This is a genomic window from Streptomyces sp. 5-10 (assembly GCF_014712245.1).
Classification (GTDB): Bacteria; Actinomycetota; Actinomycetes; order Streptomycetales; family Streptomycetaceae; genus Streptomyces; species Streptomyces violaceusniger.
Map to the genome: position 1 here is coordinate 358,129 of NZ_JACVYG010000003.1, position 20,285 is coordinate 378,413.

Genomic DNA, 20,285 nt, shown 5'->3' on the forward strand with positions numbered 1-20,285 from the left:
CGCAAGGCGCCGGAGCGCCCTCGTGGCGGAGCCACATGGGCGTTTCGGCAACGCCGCGAGCGTGCGTGCCAGGCGTCGCACGCCCGGCCGGGGATATGACACAGGCTCTCAACGGCCCCGCCCCACCGGTGAACGGCCCGGTCCAGCCGCCGGGCCGTTCAGCCGAGGTCGAGGACCACCTTGCCCACTGCCTCCCCGGACCGCAGGCGCGCCACGGCCTCCGCCAGGCCGTCGATGCGATGGCGCTCGACGGGCAGCGTCAGCTCGCCGGAGGTGAGGTCGCCGAGCAGCCGCTGGGTGTCGGCGGCCACCTCCTGCCCCCGGGTCATCAGGTTCACGGGCAGCAGCGACACATCGGCGAGGAGGAAGTCGGCCAGGTCCACGGTGAACTCACGGCCCGCGGTGTAGCCGACGAGGGCGACCCGGCCGCGGGGGCGCACCAGCGGCAGGGAGTCGCGCAGGACCGGCCCGCCCACGGTGTCGACGACCACGTCCACCGGGCCGCCGACCGCGTCGGCGGACAGGTCGGCGGCGAGGACCGCCTTGGCGGGGGCCGGGACGTGCGGCAGTTTGGCGGGGCGGCCCACCACGCCGATCACCTCGGCCCCGGCCCGGGCCGCGACCTGCACGGTGAGCGCCCCCACCGCACCGGCCGCCCCGGTCACCAGGACCCGCTCCCCGGGCCGGACGCCCGCCACGGTGTGCAGCGAGGCCCACGCCGTCCCCGCCGGGGAGAAGTAGCAGCAGGCCAGGGCGGGGTCCGTACCGTCGGGCACGGCCTCCACGGCGGCGTCCGGGACCAGCGCGTGGCCGCCCCAGGTGCCGTCGCGGCGCAGTCCGAGGGCCTTGCCACGGAGGCGGACGAGGCTCCCCTCGGGGTGGGTGCCGGAGGCGACGACGGTGCCGCTGCCCTCGGTTCCGGGCACCGACGGCAGGTCGGGGAGGATGCCGAACCTGCCGTCGACGACGTTCAGATCGAGGTGGCTGACGGCGGCCGCCTTCATCCGCACCAGGGTGTGGCCGGGGCGTGGCTCGGGCACCGGCCGCTCGACGAGCCGCGGCAGGGTGCCGAACTCCTCCAGCACCAGGGACTGTGACGTCGGATGGCTCACGTTTTCGCTCCGTATCCACGGGCTCACGGCCCTGTTCGGTGAGGGGGCGGACCCGGTGCACGCTAGACCGCGCCTCCCGGTCCGCGCACCGGGCGGGGTCCGCTCAGCGGGACGCGCCGCCGCGGCCACCGTCCGGTCGTCGTCGTGCGGTCGTCCGTCGTCCGGTCGCCCCGCCGTCCGGTCATCCGCCGTCCGGTCGTGCGCCGGGGAGGGCGCGGTCTGCTCAGCGGACCGGATCCCTTGGGCGGATCCGCGCCCGGTCGGATGCTCGGGTCCACCGAACACCGGCAGCAGGAGGACACGCACGATGACGGTCGAGGACTCTCCCGACACGGCCACCCCCGTCCGGAGCCGCCGCAGAAAGCCGGCCGAGCCCGGCCGCCAGGACTGGTCGTCCTGGCCCCACTACGACGGTGCGGCCGCGGGCTTCCGCGGCTACTGGTATCCGGTCACGTGGTCCAGCCAGATCACCGGCAAGCCGCTGCCGTTCACCATCTGCGGCGAGCGGATCGCGCTGATCCGCGACAACGGCACCGCGTACGCCCTGCACAACCGGTGCCCGCACCGCGGTGTGCCGCTGTCGGAGGGCAATCAGCAGTTTCCGGGCACGGTCAGCTGCCCGTACCACGGCTGGACCTTCGACCTGCCCACCGGGCGGCTGTCCGCGGTCATCACCGACGGCCCCGGGTGCCGGCTGACCGGGAAGCTGGGCGTGCGCACCTATCCGGTCGAAGAGCGCCTCGGGATGGTGTGGGTGTACATCCCGATCGCCGACGAGGAGCCGCATCCGATCGACTCCCAGCTTCCTGAGGAGCTGGTCGGCAACGCGTTCGTGATGGGCGGACGGATCGAGCCGCGCGGTGGCAACTGGCGGTTCGCCTGCGAGAACGGCTTCGACGAGGGCCATGCCAAGTATCTGCACCGCACGGCCCTGTGGCGGCTGTTCAAGCCCATGCCGACCTGGAACATCACCCGGATCGTGCCGCGTGGCCGCTGGATCTTCCGGGTCCAGGACGAGGTCCACTGGGACGCCGAGTTCCCCGGGGTGGGCCGCTGGACCAACAAGCGCTGGTGGAAGATGCAGCCGCCGAAGGAGACCTTCAACATCGGCAACACCGGCAAGGCCGACCGGGTCGACCCCACGATCGAGGCCCAGGAGTTCCCCGGCTTCGCCTCCCTGTCGATGCCGGGCGTGCTGCGCATCGCCTACCCCAAGTTCATCCACTACGAGTTCTACGTCCCGGTGGACGAGGGCAACCACCGCTATGTCGGGGTGATGGTCAACTTCACCGAGGGCTGGGACACCCTGCGCTTCTACGCCAAGTACCTGGGGGCGATCCGCTGGCTGTTCCACGGCCAGTTCTCCGGCCAGGACGCGTGGATGGTCGATGTCACCGACGCGCCGCCGGAGAAGCTGTACCGGCCCGATGTCTCGCTCACCGCCTGGCGGAACCTCAGCGAGGAGGAGTACGGCAAGAAGCTGGCCGCTGCGGGCGCCGACTCACCTGCACAGAAGGAGGTCTGAGCATGCGTCGTACGCTGCTCGCCATGCTGGCTGGAGCCGCGATCGCCGTAGTGCTCCCTGTCGCCAGGAAGCACTACGCACGCACCACAATGACCCAAGTCCACAGGATCAACCATTGAATCCTCCCCCTCCTGGTGGGAGGGGGATTCCTGGCTCACGCCGCCCACCCAGGCGGCACCTGGACGGGTCTTCCGCGATCAACACCAGCCGGGTTGAAACCAGCCCGGTTGACATGAAGTCAAGGAGGATGTGCGTGCTTGGTTCTCGCGACGCACAAAATACAGTATACCCGACCGGACTTGAGTCCCTGGACGTCCGGCGGCGCACCTGGATCGAGGATGCCTGGCGGCACGTCAGCGGGGAGCGCCTACGCGACCTGATCACCGGGCTCGTCGACATACCGAGTCCGACCGGCGACGAGGGTCCGCTCGCCACGCATATCGCGGACACCCTGCGCGCCACCGGCTGCCACGCGGCCGTCCAGCCCCTCGACGACCGGCAGGCCAACGCCTGGGGACGGCTGACCGGCGACGGCACCGGCCCCGACCTCATGCTCTACGCCCCCATCGACACCCTGACCGTGGGCGAGGCGAGCGAGGACGTGCCGTGGATCGGCCCGGAGCTGCGCGAGGACATGCGGCCCGCCGCCACCGTCCACGGCGATCTGGTGACCGGGCTCGGCGCCTCCAACCCCAAGGGGCACGCGGCGTGCGTGATGATGGCCGTCGAGGCGATCTCCCGGGCCGGTGTTCCGCTCACCGGTGACCTGGTGGCGGCCTTCGGCGCGGGTGGGATGCCCACCAACGCCCGGCCCGTGGGGACGCGCCACAACACCGGCCAGGGCGTGGGGTGTTCGTTCCTGCTGGAGCAGGGCGTGTGGACCGACTACGCGGTCATCGCCAAGCCCGGCTGGACCGTCTCGTGGGACGAGGTCGGACTGGTCTGGTTCGAGGTGACGGTCGGCGGCACCCACACCTACGCGGGCTCCCGCCACCGGCTCCCGTACGACAACGCCATCGCCCGTGCCGGGCAGGTGGCCGCGTATCTGGAGAAGTGGTTCGAGGAGTACGCCGAGCGGCACACCTCGGGCACGGTGGCGCCCCAGGGCATCGTCTCCTCGATCCGTGGCGGCTGGCCGCGGATGGCGGCGGTCACCCCCGCCGTGTGCACCTTGATGGTGGACCTGCGGATCAGCCCGGACATCACACCGATGCGGGCCAAGCGGGAGTTCATGGAGGCGCTGGCCGCCCTGCGGGCCGCCTCGCCCGGCCTCGACGTCCGGGCGGAGATGGTGCTGGCGATCCCCGGCACCCGCACCCCGCGCGGGTCGTGGATCCACCGCAGCGCCACGGCGGCCTGGGAGGCCCTGGAGGGGCGCGCGCACGAGGTGATCGCCGGGAACAGCGGTGCCACCGACGCCAACATCCTGCGCGGCCGCGGCATCCCCACGGTGCGGATCGGCATGCCCAAGGTGGCGGAGGCGCCCTTCGAGATCGACTTCGCCCGCGGCATGAACATGGTGTCGCTGCGGGCCATGGAGAGGCTTACGCGCCATCTGATCCGCACGGCCGTGGACACCGTCACCCGGTCCCGCGCCGAGGTGGCCGAGGCGGAGGAAGGAGCTGTGGCATGACGGAGATCGTGCTGGGGGTCGGGGCGTCGCACAGCACGCTGATGAACACCCACTGGGAGGAGACGTACCACAAGGACCGCGCCGAGCGGTTCCGGGACGCGCTCGGCGAGGCGCGCGACGCGCTGGCCGCGGCCCGCCCCGACACGGTGGTCCTCATCGGCTCCAACCACTTCCGGGGGTTCTGGCTCGACCTGATTCCCAGCTTCACCATCGGGGTCGACACGTGTCTCGCCAGCGGCGAGTCCGGCACCCCGAAGGGCCCGCAGCCGGTGGACCGGGAGCTGGCCCTGTACCTGGCAGGCGCGCTGGTGGAGCGGTCCGGTTTCGATGTGGCGTTCTCCGCCCGGCTGCAGATCGACCACGGCCAGTCGCACGCCGTCCAGTATCTGCTCGACGGCCTCGACGTCGACCTCGTACCGCTGGTGGTGAACGTCTTCGCGCCCCCGCTGCCCACGCTCGACCGCTGCGAGCGGCTGGGCCGGGCGATCCGGGAGGCGGTCCTGGCGTTCCCCGGCGACCGCCGGGTGGCGGTCATCGGCTCGGGCGGGCTGTCCCACCAGCTGCCGTGGCCGGACTGGCGCGACCCGCACGGCGAGGACGAGGAGTTCATGGTCGGCGCCTGGACAGACGGCAGGGAGAACTGGCAGGACTACGACGCGCGGCGGCGCGAGATCATCCGGGCCGCCGAGGCGGCGATCAACCCGGAGTTCGACGAGGAGTTCCTGTCCTGGCTGGAACGGGGACAGGCCCACCGCCTCACCGAGTACACCACCGCGGAGTTGGAGAAGGTGGCCGGCAACGGCGCACAGGAGCTGCGCACCTGGCTGCTGATGGCCGCGCTGCTCGACCACGCTCCGGGCCGGCGTCTGGCCTACGAGCCGATGCCCGAGTGGCTCACCGGCATGGGCGTCGCCGTGCTCGACCCCACGCAGACACAGAACAGCGAAAGGCAGTCATGAGCATCTGGACCGAGCTGTCGGGCATCGACTACCGGCACGCCTATGTGAAGACCGGCGACATCACGACCCGCGCCCTGCAAGCCGGCCCGGAGGACGGCGAGCATGTGGTGTTCCTGCACGGCACCACCGGCCACCTGGAGGCGTTCGTACGGAACATCCCGGCGCACGCCGAGCGCTACCGCTGCCACTCCATCGACATGCTGGGCCACGGCTACACGGGCAAGCCCGACCGCCCGGGCGAGATCCCGGCCTATGTCGAGCACCTGATGGCCTACCTGGACGCGGTCGGCGCCGAGCGCGCCCATCTGGTCGGCGAGTCGCTGGGCGGCTGGGTGGCGTCGTGGGCCGCGAGCGAGCACCCGGACCGGGTCGCCTCCCTCCAGCTGCTGTGCATGGGCGGCACGAAGGTCAATCCGGCGGTGATGGAGCGGCTGAAGAAGTCCACCCGCAGCGCCTCCCTGGAGGACGACATCTCCTTCACCCGGGACCGTCTGCGGCTGCTGTGGGCCGACTGGGACGAGGAGCTGGGCGAGGAGCTGACGCGGATCCGCTACGAGATCTACCACCACCCCGACTTCCAGCGGAACCTGCACAATCTGCTGGCGCTCCAGGAGACGGACACCCGCGAGCGCAATCTGCTGCGGCCCGACCGCATGGCCCGGATCAAGGCGCCGACGCTGGTGGTCTGGGGCAACAAGAACCCGTTCGGGGACGTCCCCGAGGCCGAGGCCATCGCCACCGCGATCCCCGGCGCCCGTCTGGAGATCTTCAACGAGTGCGGCCACTGGCCGCAGCACGAGAAGGCGGATCTGTACAACCCGCTCAGCCTGGAGTTCCTCGCCGCGTCCTCCACCACCTGATCGTGAGGTGTCTGCCATGACCGTCGTCCCCATCGACCACGCCACCAGAGCCTGTCCCGACTCGATGAACTCCGTCCTCGGCAAGGTCCGGTCCATCCTCGAGGCGTTCACGGCCGACGACGACTCGCTGTCGCTCGCCGATGTGGTGCGCCGTTCGGGCGTGGCGAAGGCGACCGTCCACCGGCTGTCCCAGGAGCTGGTCGCATGGGGGCTGCTGGAGCGGGCGGGCTGCAACTACCGGCTGGGGCTGCGGCTGTTCGAGATCGGGCAGCGGGTGCACCGGCAGCGGATCCTGCGGGAGGTGGCGCAGCCGTACATGGAGGATCTGCTGCTGGCCACGCGGGAGACCATCCACTTCGCCATCCACGACGGGCTGGACGTGGTGTACCTGGAGAAGATCCTGCCCCACCGGGGGCTGAGCGAGGAGTCGCGGGTGGCGGGGCGGCTTCCGCTGTACTGCACGGCCACCGGCAAGGCGATCCTCGCCCACTCCCCCGGCGCCCTGTTCGGCGAGGTGGTCAGGAGCGGCCTCAAGCCGTTCACCCGCCACACCATCACCTCGCCGGGGCGGCTGCGCGGCCAGCTGGACCGCGTGCGCGAGCAGGGCATCGCCACGGAGGCGGAGGAGGTGCGGCTCGGCTACATGAGCATGGCGGTACCGGTCTTCGGGCGGCAGAACACCCTCGCCGGGGCCCTGTCGATCACGGCGCCGACCTACCGTGTGGACGCGATCGCCCACGCCAGCGCGCTGCGTACGGCGGGTCTCGGCATCAGCCGCTCGCTGAGGTCGGCGCTGTGACGGCTCCCGTCGTGTCCTCCCCCGCCCTGGAAGAGGTGCTGGCACGGGCGCGGGAGCTGATCGGCCAGTGGCGGGACGAGGACTGCGGCACCCCGACGGTCAAGGACTTCTGCCGGTACGCGGCCGCCCTCAACGACGGCGGGTACATCCGCCGGGCCCGTGCCCTGGAGGCGGACGGCCGGCCCGTCGAGGCGCCCGCCCTGTTCCTCGCGGCCACCATGAGCTGGGAGGACGGCCCCCCGGAGGACGAACTGCGGCCGGACGGCCTGGCGCGGCGGGAGTCGCCGTGCACCGAGGGCCTTCCGGTGCGCCAGGTGCACGGCGGCCAGTCGGTGCGCCTGGTCCGGCCCCCGGTGGCCGGGACGCGGATCACGGCGGCCCGCGCGGTCGTCTCCGCACGGCACAAGCGCGGGCGGTCGGGTGAGTTCGTCCTGCTGGGTGTCCGCACCCGGTTCCTGTCCCCGGACGGGAGCGAGCTGGCGGCCGTGGACGAGACGATCGTGGTGCTCGACGCCACCGGAGGTGACCGATGACGGCGCCGGCTGTCGGGGCGGAGTGTCCACCGCGCCATTACGCGCACACCAGTGTGCAGTTGTTCCGCTTCAGCGCCGTGTCGTGGAACGCGCACCGGATCCATTACGACGCCGCGTACGCGGCCACGGAGGGGTTTCCGGACGCGGTCGTGCAGTCCACGCTGCACGGCGAGATGCTCAGCCGGCACGCCCTGGAGTGGGCCGGGCCGGGCGCCCGGCTGGAGTCGGTGGCGTGGCGCAACGTCGCCACGGCGGTGGCCGGTGAGCGGCTGACCTGGGCCGCGACGGTGTCGTCTGTCGAGGGTGCCCGGGTCCGGCTCGACGCGCGCATCCTCAAGGCCGACGGCTCGGAGTGTGTCACGGGGACGGTGGAGGTGACGCGCGCCGGATGACGGCCCGGCGCGTCCGGGCGCGGGAGCGGTGGCACTCAGGGCCGCGGGGGCCTTGGGTGCCGCTTCGGCGTGTCCGGGGGCCGCTTCCGCGTGCGCCCGGGGCCGCATCGGGGTGCCCGGGGCCGCATCGGCGTGTCCGGGGCCGCTTCCGTGTGTCCGGCGTGCGGCGCCCGAACGGTTCCGCGGCGCTGTCCCGGCAGGCGGACCGATTCCATTGGGCCGTGATCGCGGCCTGCCTACGCTCCTGGGCCATGAGCGTTCTCAACGATGAGCCGGTCGCCGCGGAGGACGCGGCGGTGGTCGAGACGGACATCCTGATCATCGGCGCCGGTCCGTCGGGCCTGTACGGCGCCTACTGCGCGGGCTTCCGGGGCCTGCGCGTGGCCGTGATGGATGTGCTGCCCCAGCGGGGCGGCCAGATCAGCGCGATGTATCCGGAGAAGCCCATCTTCGACATCGCCGGATTCGCCTCGGTGCGCGGCCGCGACCTGGTGGACAACCTGGTGGCGCAGGCCGAGGCACACGGCGCCCGCTACCTCCTCGGCCACCGCGCGGTGGCGCTGGACTACGACGGGGACGGCCTGCCCGTGGTCCGCAGCGACCGGGGGACGGCGGTACGGGCCGGGGCCGTCGTGATCACCGGAGGCGTGGGGACCTTCACCCCCCGCCCGCTCCCCGCCGGGGAGGACTTCCTCGGCCGCGGTCAGGTGTACTTCGTCCCCGATCCCGCCGTCCACGCCGGCCATGACGTGGTGGTCGTCGGCGGTGGCGACAGCGCCTTCGACTGGGCGGCCCTGCTGGCCCCCGTGGCGCGCTCGGTCCGCCTGGTGCACCGCACCGCCCGGTTCCGCGCCCACCGCGCGTCGGTGGAGAAGGTCCAGGCGCTCGGCATCGACATGCTCACCGACTCCGAGGTCAGCGGCCTGTACGGCGCCGCACACCTGGAGGAGGTCGAGATCCGCCACCGGACCACCAAGGACACCACGCGCCTCCCGGCACAGACCGTGGTGGCGGCCCTCGGCTTCATCGCGGACCTCGGCCCGCTGCGGGAGTGGGGCCTGACCCTTCAGGCGCGCCGGATCGCCGTGGACACCCGGATGGCCACCAACCTCCCCCGTGTCTTCGCCGCCGGCGACATCACCGACTACCCGGGCAAGGTGCGCCTGATCTCCGTCGGCTTCGGCGAGGCCGCCACGGCCGTCAACAACGCCGCCACGGTCATCGACCCGGAGGCGGCGCTGTTCCCCGGGCATTCCACCGAGAAGGAGAACTGACATGTCTTACGTCATCGGCGCGTCCTGCGTGGACATCATGGACCGGTCCTGCATGGAGGAGTGCCCGGTCGACTGTATCTACGAGGGCGAGCGCAAGCTGTACATCAACCCGGTGGAGTGCATCGACTGCGGCGCCTGCGAGATCGCCTGCCCGGAGCAGGCGATCACCGTGGACCGGAAGGCGGACCCCGAGCACCGCGCGGACAACCGGCGGTTCTTCGAGGAGGTCCTGCCCGGCCGGGACGCCCCGCTGGGCACCCCCGGTGGCGCCGGGGCGGTCGGCCCGCTGGGGGTGGACACGGCCCTGGTGGCGGGCCGGTGAGCGGATCGCCGGCCGCGGGGTCGGGCCGGCCTTCGCCGAATTCCGACCCCTCACACCATTCCTACCAGGCAAAAAGCTCTCTATATTGGCCATCCTCAGCACTCATGGCAGCCTCGGTCGAGGCACACCCGCAGGCGAGGAGGGCATCTCGTGACGACTGCTGCGGTGCCTCGTGGCAACGGTGAGGAAGCGGGGGCGGACGCCCCCAAGTCCGTCCTCGGCAAGGTCGGGCTGATCCTGTCGGCCTTCGGCGACGGGGACCTCTCCCTCAGTCTCACGGAGCTGACGACGCGCACCGGGGTGGCCAAGGCCACGGTGCACCGGCTGTGCCAGGACCTCGTCGCCTGCGAGCTGCTGGAGCGGGACGGCTCCCACTACCGGCTCGGCCTGCTGCTGTACGCGATCGGCCTGCGCGCGCCCCGGCAGCGCACCCTGCGCCACGCCGCGCGGCCGGTGATGGAGAACCTCGCGCAGTCCCTCGACAGCCCCGTGAGCCTGTCCGTGCCGAACGGCACCGACCTGCTGTGCATCGACAACGCCGGCCGCCACCGCAACCGGGCCGGTGCCTCGTTCGGCGGACGGCTGCTCCAACTGCACAGCACGGCCCCGGGGAAGCTCACCCTGGCCCTGCTGCCCGACCAGTACCCGCTGGCGCGGCTGGCCCCCCGTATGCGCCGGATGACCGCCCGTACCCTCACCGCCGACCGGCTCCCGGGCGAACTCGCCCGCATCCAGGAGCAGGGCTACGCCACCGACTCCGAGGAACACCGGCTCGGCTACTCCGCCGTGGCCGTGCCCATCCGCGGACCGCGGGACGGCGCCTACCTGGGCGCGCTGTCGGTCGTCGCCGCCACGGCGCGCCACAACGTCCCCCGTACGCTGGCGGCGCTGCGGAACGCTTCGGAGGCCGTCACCACCCGTCTCGCGGTGATCGAGGCCTACCGCACCGAACCGTAGCCCTCAGGGTTCCTCTGGCGGATCTCCGCGGCGTCGCGACGCCCGGCACGCCCTCTGGGATCGCCCTCGCCACCCAGGACGTCTTCGGGCCGGCGGGCATCGTACGGCTGCTGGCCGACATGTCCGGAACGGGCGAGTAGGCGGACCCGCTCCCGGACGGGGCCGGAAGCGGGTCCGTCGTCGTGGCACGTGTCAGACCACCGGGGCCGGGTAGGTCGGGTACTCCACCCCGGAGACGTGCTGGACGACGCGGATGACCTGGCAGGAGTAGCCGAACTCGTTGTCGTACCAGAGGTAGAGGATCGCGTTGTCGCCCTCGACCTTGGTGGCGCCAGCGTCGACGATCGAGGCGTGGCGGGAGCCGATGAAGTCGTTGGAGACCGCGTCGGGAGCGCTGATGAAGTCGATCTGACGCTTGAGCGGCGAGGTCAGGGACACATCGCGCAGGTAGTCCAGGACCTCCTCGCGGGTGGTCTCGCGCGCGAGTTGCAGGTTGAGGATCGCGATCGAGACGTCCGGCACCGGAACGCGGATCGAGCTGCCGGTGATCTTCGCCTTGAGGTCGGGCAGCGCCTTCGCCACGGCGGAGGCGGCACCGGTCTCGGTGATGACCATGTTGAGCGGCGCCGAGCGGCCACGGCGGTCGGACTTGTGGTAGTTGTCCAGCAGGTTCTGGTCGTTGGTGAACGAGTGGACGGTCTCCACATGGCCGCGCAGCACGCCGTACTCGTCCGCCATCGCCTTCAGCGGCGGGACGATCGCGTTGGTGGTGCACGAGGCGCAGGACAGGATCCGCTCGTCCGGCTTGATCGTGTCGTGGTTGACGCCGTGGACGACGTTGGGGACATCGCCCTTGCCCGGCGCGGTCAGCACCACCTTGTCGATACCGGGGCGCAGATGCTTGGACAGCCCTTCGCGGTCGCGCCACTTGCCGGTGTTGTCGATGAGGATGGCGTCCTTGATGCCGTACGCCGTGTAGTCCACCGACGTCGGGTCGTCGGCGTAGATCACCTTGATCTCGTTGCCATTGGCGATGATCTTGCTGTTCGCCTCGTCCACGGTGATCGTGCCCTGGAACTGGCCGTGAATGGAGTCGCGGCGCAGCAGCGAGGCCCGCTTGACGATGTCCTCACCGGCCCGCCCGCCGCCCCCGCGGACGACGATGGCACGCAGCCGCAGCCCGTTGCCGGACCCGGCCTTCTCGATGAGCAGACGGGCGACCAGCCGCCCGATCCGCCCGAACCCGTAGAGGACGACATCGCGTCCCTCACGGCACTCGATCTTGTTGGCCCCGGTGGCACCGGCGACGGCCTCGGCGGTGAACTCCTCCACCGAGAGACCGCGGTCATCGGCCCGGTGCTTCTCGGCGAGCATGCCGATGTCGATCTGGGAGGGGCCGAGATCCAGCGCGGTGAGCGCCTGAAGGAACGGCAGGGTGTCGGTGACCGAGAGCTCCGCACCGGCGATCTGGCGGGCGAATCGGTGGGTCTTGAGGATGCTGACGACCGACTTGTTCACCAAGGAGCGGCTGTGCAGCAGGACCGTGACGTCCCGCTCCCGATGCAGCTTCCCGATGAGGGGGATCATCGACTCCGCGATCTCCTCGCGGTGCTTCCAGTTGGTGAACGAGTCCTCGTTGAGAGTCACAAGTTTATCTTTCGAGCTAGGTGGCGCTCATATGCTAGCCCCCAGGTCATGGGGGGCGTCGGCACCCCCATCCATCCGCGCTACCCGGGCTCCCGGCACGGCTCCCACATGCGGGTCATTCCTCGATGAATGACGAAGCGGATATCAGCCGTAAAATGGCGACTTAGTGGGCGTCGTTTTTCGGACAGCACTCATGACGAAACTCACTATTAACATGAATTTACCAGTGAGAAATACCACTCCCTCAGAGATCAGCACCCGGTAGCGATCCCCCTCCGGAGAGGTAGATGGTTTTCACAGGCAACCATCTCCCGCTGAGTGAAAGGGATGATCACTGTGTGCGGCATCACCGGCTGGGTCTCCTACCGCCGCGATCTGACCTCCCACCGCCAGGTCCTCGACACCATGACGGAGACGATGGCCTGCCGTGGCCCGGACGCGGCCGGGGCGTGGGTGACCGGCAGGGCGGCGCTCGGGCACCGCAGGCTGGCCGTCATCGACCTGCCCGGCGGGGCGCAGCCCATGGCCGTCGACACGGCCGACGGCCCCGTGAGCATGGTCTACTCCGGTGAGGCGTACAACTTCACCGAGCTGCGCGACGAACTGCGCCGCAGGGGCCACGGCTTCACCACCGACTCCGACACCGAGGTCGTCCTGCGCGGCTATGTCGAGTGGGGCGAATCCCTCACCGAGAAACTGAACGGCATGTACGCCTTCGCCATCTGGGATTCCCGCACCGAGAAGCTGGTGATGATCCGGGACCGGATGGGCATCAAGCCGTTCTACTACTACGAGACCGACGACGGCGTCCTCTTCGGGTCCGAGCCCAAGGCCATCCTCGCCAATCCGCTCGCCGCCCCCGAGGTCGGCCTGGACGGGCTGCGGGAGATCTTCTCCTTCGCCAAGACCCCGGGCCATGCGATCTGGAAGGGCATGAAGGAGCTGCGCCCCGGCCACATCGCCGTCGTCGACCGCAACGGGCTTCGCGAGCAGGCGTACTGGCGTCTGGAGGTCTCCGAGCACACCGATGACCAGCAGGCGACCGTCGCCCATGTGCGGGAGCTGCTGGAGGACATCATCGCCCGTCAGCTCGTCGCCGACGTGCCCCGCTGCACCCTGCTCTCCGGGGGGCTCGACTCCTCGGCGATGACCTCGCTCGCCGCCCGCAAACTCGGCGAACACGGCGAGACCGTCCGCAGCTTCGCCGTGGACTTCCCCGGGCAGGCGGAGAACTTCCGCGCGATCGACGTGGCGCCCAGCGTCGACACGCCGTATGTGCACGCCGTGGCCGAGCATGTGAAATGCGACCACCGGGACATCGTGCTCGACGGCTCCGCCCTGTCCGACCCGGCCGTCAGGCAGGCGGCCATCGCGGCGAGGGACCTGCCGATCGGGCTCGGCGACCGGGACAACTCGCTCTATCTGCTGTTCAAGGCCGTTCGCGAACAGTCGACCGTGGCCCTGTCGGGCGAGTCGGCCGATGAGGTCTTCGGCGGCTACCCGTGGTTCCACGACGAGCGGCGCGAGGCCGACACCTTCCCCTGGCTCGCCGGAGGACTGACGCTCGGTGAGTCCAAGAGCCTGCTGTCCCAGGACCTCACCGAGAAGCTGGACCTGGACACCTACCTACGCGACCACTACCTCTCCGCCCTGGCCGAAGCCCCGCTCAAGGACGGTGAGACCGGCCTGGAGAAGCGCATGCGGCAGGTCTGCTATCTGCACCTCACCCGCATGGTCAACACCCTGCTGGACCGCAAGGACCGGATGAGCATGGCCGTCGGTCTGGAGGTCAGGGTGCCGTTCTGCGACCACCGCCTCGTCTCCTACGTCTTCAACACCCCCTGGTCGCTGAAGACCTTCGACGGGCGGGAGAAGAGCATCCTGCGCGAGGCCACCCGCGATGTGCTGCCCGAGTCCGTGGCCAACCGCAAGAAGAGCGGCTACCCCGGCAGCTTCGACCCCGCCTATCTCTCCGCCATCAGGCAGCAGGCGGGCGATCTCATCACCTCCGGACACCAGGCGCTCGAGCTGTGCCGCACCGAGACGCTGAAGGAGGCGATCGACGCGCCGGCGGAGGACATCACCACGCAGCAGCGCGCCACCATCGAACGCGCCCTCGACCTGGCGGCGTGGTTCGACCTGCGCAAGCCCATCATCACGATCGACTGACGCCCGCGGTCCGACCGCGCGCACATCACACACCACGCATCACACATCACGAGGGACGGGCACCTGGGCCGCCGGGTGCCCGTCCCTCGTTCCGCGGCCGCTCGACTCCGCCCGCCCCGCCCGGCGCGGCCGTGAGATAGCGGGTGATCATCGCGACGAGTTCGTTCTCCAGCCGCTCGGTGTCGATGGAGTCGGGTGCCGCGACGAGCTGGTGGACGACGAGTTCGACCGTGGACACCACGAGCCGGGCGGCGACGTAGGTGTCCTCGACCCGGACCTCGGGATGGCGCTCGAGCAAGTCCTGGGTGTAGGCGACCCGTTCCCGCTCATGCCGGGCGATCTTCTCGAGCAACTCGGGCGACCGTGGCCCGTGTTCCATCATGACGCGGAGCAGCTGCGGGTCGTCGAGATGGTTCGCGATCACCGGGCGCGCGAAACCGCGGATGATCTCTTCCAGGGAGTCCGGTTCGTCTTCGTCCTGGCGGCTCCTGATGGCATCACCCCCGGCATCGAGGTGACGGATCAGCAACTCGGCCAGGATCGCGTCCTTGTTCGGATAGTACTGGTACAGCGAGCCGATCGAGATCCGGGCGCGCTCGGCGATGCGGTTGGTGGTCCCGGCGGCATAGCCGTACTCGGCGAAAACGTGAGCAGCGGCGGTGAGGATGCGCTGCCGGGTGAGCTCGGCCCGGGCCTGGCGTGGCTGTTTACGTGGCTGAAGTCCGCGACGGCCGGTCGTCATGACACCTCCTGCTCGGCGCCTGGAAAGCGAGTGGCGCAAGACCTGAGTAATTGCTCACAATAGTGCCATGAACTGCGGCGGAGCGGTGAGCCACGGTCGTCGGCGGGGATGCGGGAGGCGACCGGCACGGGCCCCGCCCTCCGCTCCGCCCCTCCCGGAAGGAGTCCTCATGACGCAGACCAGCACACGCCCCCGGCGGTTGTCGCCGGCCGAGGTCCACGCCCGGCTCGGGGAGCCCGAAGCCATGGTCAAGGCCAAGATCCAGGACCATATCGACGAGTACTTCCGCCTCTTCATCGCGCACTCCCCCTTCCTGTCCATGGCCACGGCGGACGCGGAGGGGCGCGCCGACTGCTCCCCCCGTGGCGACTACCCGGGGTTCGTGAAGGTCCTCGACGCCCATACGCTCGCGATTCCCGACCGCCCCGGCAACAAGATCGCCGACTCCTTCCGCAACCTCGCCGAGAACGACGGGATCGGGCTGCTCTTCCTCATCCCCGGGCTGCGGGAGACCTTGCGGGTCAACGGCCGCGCCTACCCCACCGACGACCCCGATGTGCTCGCCCGGATGCGGACCGAGGCCAGGGATCCGGTGCTGGCGATCGTCGTCGAGGTGACGGAGGCGTACTTCCACTGCGGTCGCGCGCTCATCCGCTCCCGGCTGTGGGATCCCGCGAGTCAGGCCCTCGCCGACGAGATCCCGTCGGTCGGCGAGATCGCCACCGCCCAATTCGGGATGGACATCGACCCGATGGCACTCACCCACGCCCTCGAAGAGGGCTACCGGAAACTCTACTGACCACGGCACAAGGTGAATCAACGATGCAACAGACCGTCGTCGACCACATCGAGCAGGTCGCCGAGGACGTCGTGTCCCTCGTCCTGCGAGGCGCCACCGGACCGCTGGCGCCCTGGGAGCCGGGCGCCCATATCGACGTGGCGCTGCCGAACTGGCTGACCCGGCAGTACTCGCTGTGCGGAGACCCGGCGGACCGGGAGTCCTATCGGGTCGCGGTACGGCACGACCGCCTCAGCCGGGGCGGTTCGGAGTACATCCACCGGTTCCTGCGCCAGGGCCGCGCCCTCGATGTGTCGCTGCCGCGGAACCACTTCCCGCTGCTCCCCGCGCCGGAGTATCTCTTCCTCGCCGGCGGGATCGGCATCACCCCGATCCTGCCGATGCTGCGAGCGGCGGCCGCCTCGGACGTCCCCGCATCGCTCGTGTACCTGGGGCAGTCGGTGGCGTCCATGCCCTTCGTCGACGACCTGCGCGCCTCCTTCGGCGATCGGGTGCGGATCGTCGCCACGCGCCGGCAGGGCAGGCCGGACTTCGCGGCTCTGGCATCCGCGCTGAGCCCCGGTGCCGTGGTCTACGCCTGCGGCCCCGGGCCGATGCTCGCCGCGGCGGAGGCCGCGTTCCCCTCGGGGCGGCTGTACGCGGAGCGGTTCCGCCCGGCGCCCAGGTCGTTCGCGCCCAACGCGGCGTTCGAGGCGGTGTGTGCCCGGTCGGGGCGGACGGTTCCGGTGCCCGCCGACGAGTCGCTGCTGGACGCCTTGACCCACGCCGGATTCCCGGTGGCGGCCGGATGCCGCGAAGGCGTCTGCGGCAGCTGCGAAGTGGCCGTGCTCGACGGCGAACCCGAGCACCGGGACGACATCGGCGCCCCCGCGGGGCGGATGTACGCCTGTGTGTCCCGCGCCCTGTCCCCGCGGCTCGTCGTGGACCTGTGACCAGGCGGCGAGCGGCCCCCAACTCAACGCGAGGAATGACATGTTGCCCAAGGTGCGCACGCCCGATTCACGGCAAATGATCAGGCTGGAGGTGCGCCGGAACACTCGGCTGACACCCGCCTTCTCGGCCATCACACTCGGCGGACCCGAACTGGAGCACCTGAAGCCCATGGGCTTCGACCAGATGGTGCGGCTGTTCTTCCCCCGCGAAGGGCAGGACGGGCTGAGGATGCCCAAGCTCTCCAGCGAGGCGTGGATGGCGGAATTACTCCTCCTGCCGAAGTCACGCCGACCCTGGGTGCGCAACTTCACCATCCGGCGCACCCGGCCCGAACTCGGCGAGGTGGACATCGAGTTCGCCCTGCACGGCGACACCCCGGCCGCCACCTGGGCCCGGCGCGCCCGGCCCGGAGACCCGGCGGGCATCTTCGACATGGGCATGAGCTATCTGCCACCGGCCCATGCCGAATGGCAACTGCTCGCCGGGGACGAGAGCGCCGTGCCGGCGATCCTCGCCATCCTCGAGCACGCTCCGGCGTCGCTGGTGGCGGAGGTCTTCCTGGAGGTGCCCGGGACCGCCGATATCCGCACGGACATCACCGCTCCCGAGGGCGTACGGGTGCGGTGGCTGGCCCGGGACGGCGCGGACGTCCTGCCCGGCGGGCCGACCCTCGAAGCGATCCGTACGTCGTCGCTGCGACCGGGCCGGTTCTACACCTGGGTCGCCGGGGAAGCCGGACTGGCCACCGGACTGCGCCGCCACCTGGTGCGCGACCGCGGCGTGCCCAAGCCGGACATCGCGTTCTTCGGCTACTGGCGGCACGGCCGCTCCAGCCCCGGCTGAGTCTGATCACACCGGTGGCCGCGGGTCGTACTGGATGCCACGCCGCACCTGACGTGCGCGCTCCGGCGAGGCCAGCCTGGCGACCAGGTGAAGGGCCATGTCGATACCGGCCGAGACGCCCGCGGAGGTGATCAGGTCACCGTCGTCGACGAACCGCTCGCCGGGCCGTACGTCGATCGTCGGGTCGAGCTCGGCGAGCCGGTCCAGCGACGCCCAATGCGTGGTCGCGGGGCGCCCGGCCAGCAGCCCGGCCGCCGCGTAGACCAGCGAGCCCGTGCACACGCTCGTCATCAGGGGGACGGACCGCCGCTGGGCCCGGACCCACTCCAGGTGCTGGTCGTCCGCGAGCTGGGGCCGGGTCCCCTGGCCGCCGGGGTGCAGCAGCACATCCAGCGCGGGCAGATCGGCCATCGCGTGATGGGCCTCGACGGTGAGCCCCTTCGCGCAGGTCACGGGGTTTCCATCGGCGGAGAAGCAGAACACCTGCCACCCGTCCTCGGCGAAGTTGCGCGTCCAGTAGGCCAGCACCTCCCATGGACCGATGGCGTCGAGCTCCTCCACGTCCGGGAACAGCAGGATCCCGATCTTCCGCGTGTCTTCCTGGGCCATGCCGCGATCCAATCAGACCCACCCTCGCTCGGCCACGGATTTCCCGGGGCGAGGCCGCCGATCGATGCCGGCGGCCTCGCGGTGCCGCGATGCGGTCGCGGTCGGGCTCGCGGTCAGTACGCCACCGGACGGTTCTCCCGCGCCCAGAGCTGTTCGGCTTCGCTGCGCGCGGGAGGGGGCCACATCCCGTCGATCATCCAGAGGTCCCGGGGCGTCTCGTCGACGTGGAACTCGCAGTGCAGCCCGCGGTCCCGGGTATGGGGAGCCAGCAGGCGGTTGAGCCCCTCGGTGCTCCTCTTCCGCACCTCGGGGTCCGTCAGGTGGCGGGCGATGTGCTCGACCACGACCCGGACGGCGTTGTCCGACGGCTCCCCGCCGACCAGGAACGAGGACTCGGGGACCTCGTGGAAGAGGGTGACGACGTAGAACTTCGGCAGACCGGCCCGGGTGTAGTACTCCGTGACGTCCGCGGCGAATTGCCGCTTCTGCTCCGCGGAGTAGGCGCCGACCGGATGGTAGACGTGCCACAGGGGCATTGCTCTCTCCTTCGGGACGAGTGAAGTCGGTCAGTGGTGACGAGCGGCTGTCCGCGGCGAGCGGTCAATTTCCGAGGCGAACGGTGAGGCCCTCCACCGGCCCGGCGAGCGCCGCCTTCATCTGCCGGGTCACGTCGTCGACGAGCACCTCGTCGCCACCGCTCTCGACGCCGTCCAGAACCGCCTCCACGACCTCGGCCGGGGAGATCTTCTGACTCGGTATCCCGGCGACCATGTCGGTGTCGGCGAGCCCGAGGTGCACCCCGACCACCTGGGTGCCCTGGTCCGCCAGCTCGATGCGGAGAGAGTTCGTGATCGACCACAGCGCGGCCTTCGAGGCGCCGTAGGCGGCCGCGCCGGCGCCCCAGGACAGCACGGAGTGCATGTCGACCAGCGCACCGCCGCCCCGCGCGGCCAGGACCGGGGCGAACGCGCGGGCCACCCGGAGCGGCCCGAAGACGTTCGTTTCGAACGTGGCCACCACATCGGCCATGTCCGCCGTCAGCAGCGGCGAGGGCAGGAGCACTCCCGCGTTGTTGATGACGATGTCCACATCCGTGGCCCGGTCGGCGAGAGCGGCGACCGCGTCCGCGTCGTTGACATCGAGGGAGACGGCCTCCACCCGCGGGTCCTCGCTGGGGCTGGGCTTCCGCGCCGTCGCGTAGACCTTCGCCGCTCCGCGCGCGAGCAACGCCTCCACATACGCCTTGCCGATGCCGCGTTGGCCTCCGGTCACCAGCACCACGGAACCATCGATCGCAACCATGTCGGGCCCTCCTTGCCGAACGTGTCGAACGTGTCGAAGCGCGCGCTCGAACCGGCGGGGACGGCGGCCCATGAGGCCACGGCCCAACGGCGCGCTGGAATAGATTATTAGCATCATCTAAAATGGGGCGCAAATATCATCGACGCGGTACCGGCATCCGGTACCCCCGTCCGGCACCACACGCAGAAGGAAGTACCGACCATGCCCCGAGCATCCCGAGCCGAGGCCGAGCGCCACCGCGAGCAGGTGATCGCGGCCACCGCGAAGCTGGTGCGCACCCACGGCGCCGACAAGGTGAGCGTGCCGCAGGCGATGGCGGCGGCAGGTCTGACCCACGGCGGCTTCTACCGCCACTTCGCCTCGAAGGACGACCTGGTCGCCCAGGCGTGCTCGGCCGCGTTCGCCGAACGCCTCGCCGCCATGGAGGAACCACCCGAGGGCGAGGACACGAGCGGCGCCCGGGCCGCCTTCCTGGCCGCCTATCTGTCCGCCCGGCACCGCGACAACCCCGGCCTGGGGTGCGCCGCCGCGGCGCTGGCGGTGGACGCCGCACGGGCGGAGCCCGGTGACCCGCTCAAAGGGGCGTACACCGAGGGTGTGCGCAATCTGATCGGCGGGATGGAGCGCAACGCGAGGACGTCCGGCGCCACGGCCGCCGACGAGGAGTCCGTTCTCGTCGAACTGTCCACCATGGTCGGGGCGTTGGTGCTGTCACGGGCCTGCGCGGGCGACGATCTGTCGGACCGCATCCTGACCGCGGTGCGCGACCACGTCCTCGGCGCGTATGAGCACACCCCCGACGGGAAGGACGCGTCCGAAGCCGCCGAGTGAAGCGCGCTCGCGTCAGGGGTTCGGTCTCACCTGGTGCCCGCCCC

General features: G+C 70.7%; 21 protein-coding genes. 15 read left to right on the plus strand and 6 right to left on the minus strand.

Annotated elements, in window-relative coordinates; all coding sequences use genetic code 11:
* Positions 1-158: 158 nt before the first annotated feature.
* Positions 159-1,112, minus strand: a complete 954-nt coding sequence (locus IEJ02_RS05970) for a quinone oxidoreductase family protein (RefSeq protein ID WP_191063727.1) — start codon at positions 1,110-1,112, stop codon at positions 159-161.
* 307 nt (positions 1,113-1,419) lie between these two features.
* Here IEJ02_RS05970 and IEJ02_RS05975 point away from each other — a divergent pair, with 307 nt between their 5' ends.
* The 10 genes from IEJ02_RS05975 to IEJ02_RS06020 all read left to right on the plus strand — a co-directional run bounded on the left by IEJ02_RS05975 (position 1,420) and on the right by IEJ02_RS06020 (position 10,366).
* Positions 1,420-2,637, plus strand: a complete 1,218-nt coding sequence (locus IEJ02_RS05975; protein WP_191063728.1) for a Rieske 2Fe-2S domain-containing protein — start codon at positions 1,420-1,422, stop codon at positions 2,635-2,637.
* A gap of 253 nt (positions 2,638-2,890) precedes the next feature.
* Positions 2,891-4,270, plus strand: coding sequence for a M20 family metallopeptidase (locus tag IEJ02_RS05980; RefSeq protein ID WP_317985730.1), 1,380 nt, complete (start codon positions 2,891-2,893; stop codon positions 4,268-4,270).
* Complete coding sequence (locus IEJ02_RS05985) at positions 4,267-5,229, plus strand: DODA-type extradiol aromatic ring-opening family dioxygenase (protein WP_191063729.1); 963 nt, start codon at positions 4,267-4,269, stop codon at positions 5,227-5,229. Before IEJ02_RS05980 ends, IEJ02_RS05985 begins: the two co-directional genes overlap by 4 nt.
* Positions 5,226-6,089 (plus strand): alpha/beta fold hydrolase, encoded by an 864-nt coding sequence (locus tag IEJ02_RS05990; protein ID WP_137981651.1) that lies wholly within the window; start codon positions 5,226-5,228, stop codon positions 6,087-6,089. Before IEJ02_RS05985 ends, IEJ02_RS05990 begins: the two co-directional genes overlap by 4 nt.
* Before the next feature lie 16 nt (positions 6,090-6,105).
* Positions 6,106-6,888, plus strand: coding sequence for an IclR family transcriptional regulator (locus IEJ02_RS05995; RefSeq protein WP_191063730.1), 783 nt, complete (start codon positions 6,106-6,108; stop codon positions 6,886-6,888).
* Positions 6,885-7,421: a MaoC family dehydratase N-terminal domain-containing protein gene (locus IEJ02_RS06000; protein WP_191063731.1), complete on the plus strand. Its 537-nt coding sequence runs from the start codon at positions 6,885-6,887 to the stop codon at positions 7,419-7,421. Before IEJ02_RS05995 ends, IEJ02_RS06000 begins: the two co-directional genes overlap by 4 nt.
* Positions 7,418-7,813 (plus strand): hotdog family protein, encoded by a 396-nt coding sequence (locus IEJ02_RS06005; RefSeq protein WP_137981649.1) that lies wholly within the window; start codon positions 7,418-7,420, stop codon positions 7,811-7,813. Before IEJ02_RS06000 ends, IEJ02_RS06005 begins: the two co-directional genes overlap by 4 nt.
* Before the next feature lie 251 nt (positions 7,814-8,064).
* Positions 8,065-9,087 (plus strand): NAD(P)/FAD-dependent oxidoreductase, encoded by a 1,023-nt coding sequence (locus tag IEJ02_RS06010; protein WP_191063732.1) that lies wholly within the window; start codon positions 8,065-8,067, stop codon positions 9,085-9,087.
* A 1-nt stretch (position 9,088) separates the two neighbouring features.
* Entirely contained in the window at positions 9,089-9,409 is a 321-nt protein-coding gene (locus tag IEJ02_RS06015; protein ID WP_191063733.1) for a ferredoxin family protein, read from the plus strand.
* A 150-nt stretch (positions 9,410-9,559) separates the two neighbouring features.
* Positions 9,560-10,366 (plus strand): IclR family transcriptional regulator, encoded by an 807-nt coding sequence (locus IEJ02_RS06020; RefSeq protein WP_191063734.1) that lies wholly within the window; start codon positions 9,560-9,562, stop codon positions 10,364-10,366.
* A 192-nt stretch (positions 10,367-10,558) separates the two neighbouring features.
* Here the strand turns inward: IEJ02_RS06020 and IEJ02_RS06025 are convergent, their stop codons facing one another.
* On the minus strand, positions 10,559-12,013 hold the full coding sequence (locus IEJ02_RS06025; protein ID WP_191063735.1) for a glyceraldehyde-3-phosphate dehydrogenase: 1,455 nt from the start codon (positions 12,011-12,013) through the stop codon (positions 10,559-10,561).
* A gap of 336 nt (positions 12,014-12,349) precedes the next feature.
* Between IEJ02_RS06025 and asnB the strand changes: the two genes are divergently transcribed.
* Positions 12,350-14,182 carry an asparagine synthase (glutamine-hydrolyzing) gene (gene asnB / locus IEJ02_RS06030; RefSeq protein ID WP_191063799.1) on the plus strand — a complete coding sequence of 611 codons (1,833 nt, stop codon included), beginning with the start codon at positions 12,350-12,352 and terminating at the stop codon, positions 14,180-14,182.
* Positions 14,183-14,228: 46 nt separating this feature from the next.
* Here the strand turns inward: asnB and IEJ02_RS06035 are convergent, their stop codons facing one another.
* The gene (locus IEJ02_RS06035) at positions 14,229-14,924 is read right to left on the minus strand and encodes a TetR/AcrR family transcriptional regulator (RefSeq protein ID WP_191063736.1); all 696 of its coding nucleotides are present in this window, start codon (positions 14,922-14,924) and stop codon (positions 14,229-14,231) included.
* Between the two features lie 169 nt (positions 14,925-15,093).
* On the opposite strand from IEJ02_RS06035, the gene IEJ02_RS06040 reads away from it, so the two are divergent.
* The 3 genes from IEJ02_RS06040 to IEJ02_RS06050 all read left to right on the plus strand — a co-directional run bounded on the left by IEJ02_RS06040 (position 15,094) and on the right by IEJ02_RS06050 (position 17,499).
* Positions 15,094-15,723, plus strand: coding sequence for an MSMEG_1061 family FMN-dependent PPOX-type flavoprotein (locus IEJ02_RS06040; RefSeq protein WP_191063737.1), 630 nt, complete (start codon positions 15,094-15,096; stop codon positions 15,721-15,723).
* A 23-nt stretch (positions 15,724-15,746) separates the two neighbouring features.
* Positions 15,747-16,655 (plus strand): PDR/VanB family oxidoreductase, encoded by a 909-nt coding sequence (locus IEJ02_RS06045; protein WP_191063738.1) that lies wholly within the window; start codon positions 15,747-15,749, stop codon positions 16,653-16,655.
* A gap of 76 nt (positions 16,656-16,731) precedes the next feature.
* Positions 16,732-17,499 carry a siderophore-interacting protein gene (locus tag IEJ02_RS06050; RefSeq protein WP_223863414.1) on the plus strand — a complete coding sequence of 256 codons (768 nt, stop codon included), beginning with the start codon at positions 16,732-16,734 and terminating at the stop codon, positions 17,497-17,499.
* A 6-nt stretch (positions 17,500-17,505) separates the two neighbouring features.
* Here the strand turns inward: IEJ02_RS06050 and IEJ02_RS06055 are convergent, their stop codons facing one another.
* The 3 genes from IEJ02_RS06055 to IEJ02_RS06065 all read right to left on the minus strand — a co-directional run bounded on the left by IEJ02_RS06055 (position 17,506) and on the right by IEJ02_RS06065 (position 19,410).
* Entirely contained in the window at positions 17,506-18,108 is a 603-nt protein-coding gene (locus IEJ02_RS06055) for a DJ-1/PfpI family protein (protein WP_191063740.1), read from the minus strand.
* 113 nt (positions 18,109-18,221) lie between these two features.
* On the minus strand, positions 18,222-18,644 hold the full coding sequence (locus IEJ02_RS06060; RefSeq protein ID WP_191063741.1) for a tautomerase family protein: 423 nt from the start codon (positions 18,642-18,644) through the stop codon (positions 18,222-18,224).
* A 64-nt stretch (positions 18,645-18,708) separates the two neighbouring features.
* Positions 18,709-19,410 carry an SDR family oxidoreductase gene (locus tag IEJ02_RS06065; RefSeq protein ID WP_191063742.1) on the minus strand — a complete coding sequence of 234 codons (702 nt, stop codon included), beginning with the start codon at positions 19,408-19,410 and terminating at the stop codon, positions 18,709-18,711.
* Positions 19,411-19,611: 201 nt separating this feature from the next.
* Here IEJ02_RS06065 and IEJ02_RS06070 point away from each other — a divergent pair, with 201 nt between their 5' ends.
* Complete coding sequence (locus IEJ02_RS06070) at positions 19,612-20,241, plus strand: TetR/AcrR family transcriptional regulator (RefSeq protein ID WP_191063743.1); 630 nt, start codon at positions 19,612-19,614, stop codon at positions 20,239-20,241.
* Positions 20,242-20,285 lie beyond the last annotated feature (44 nt).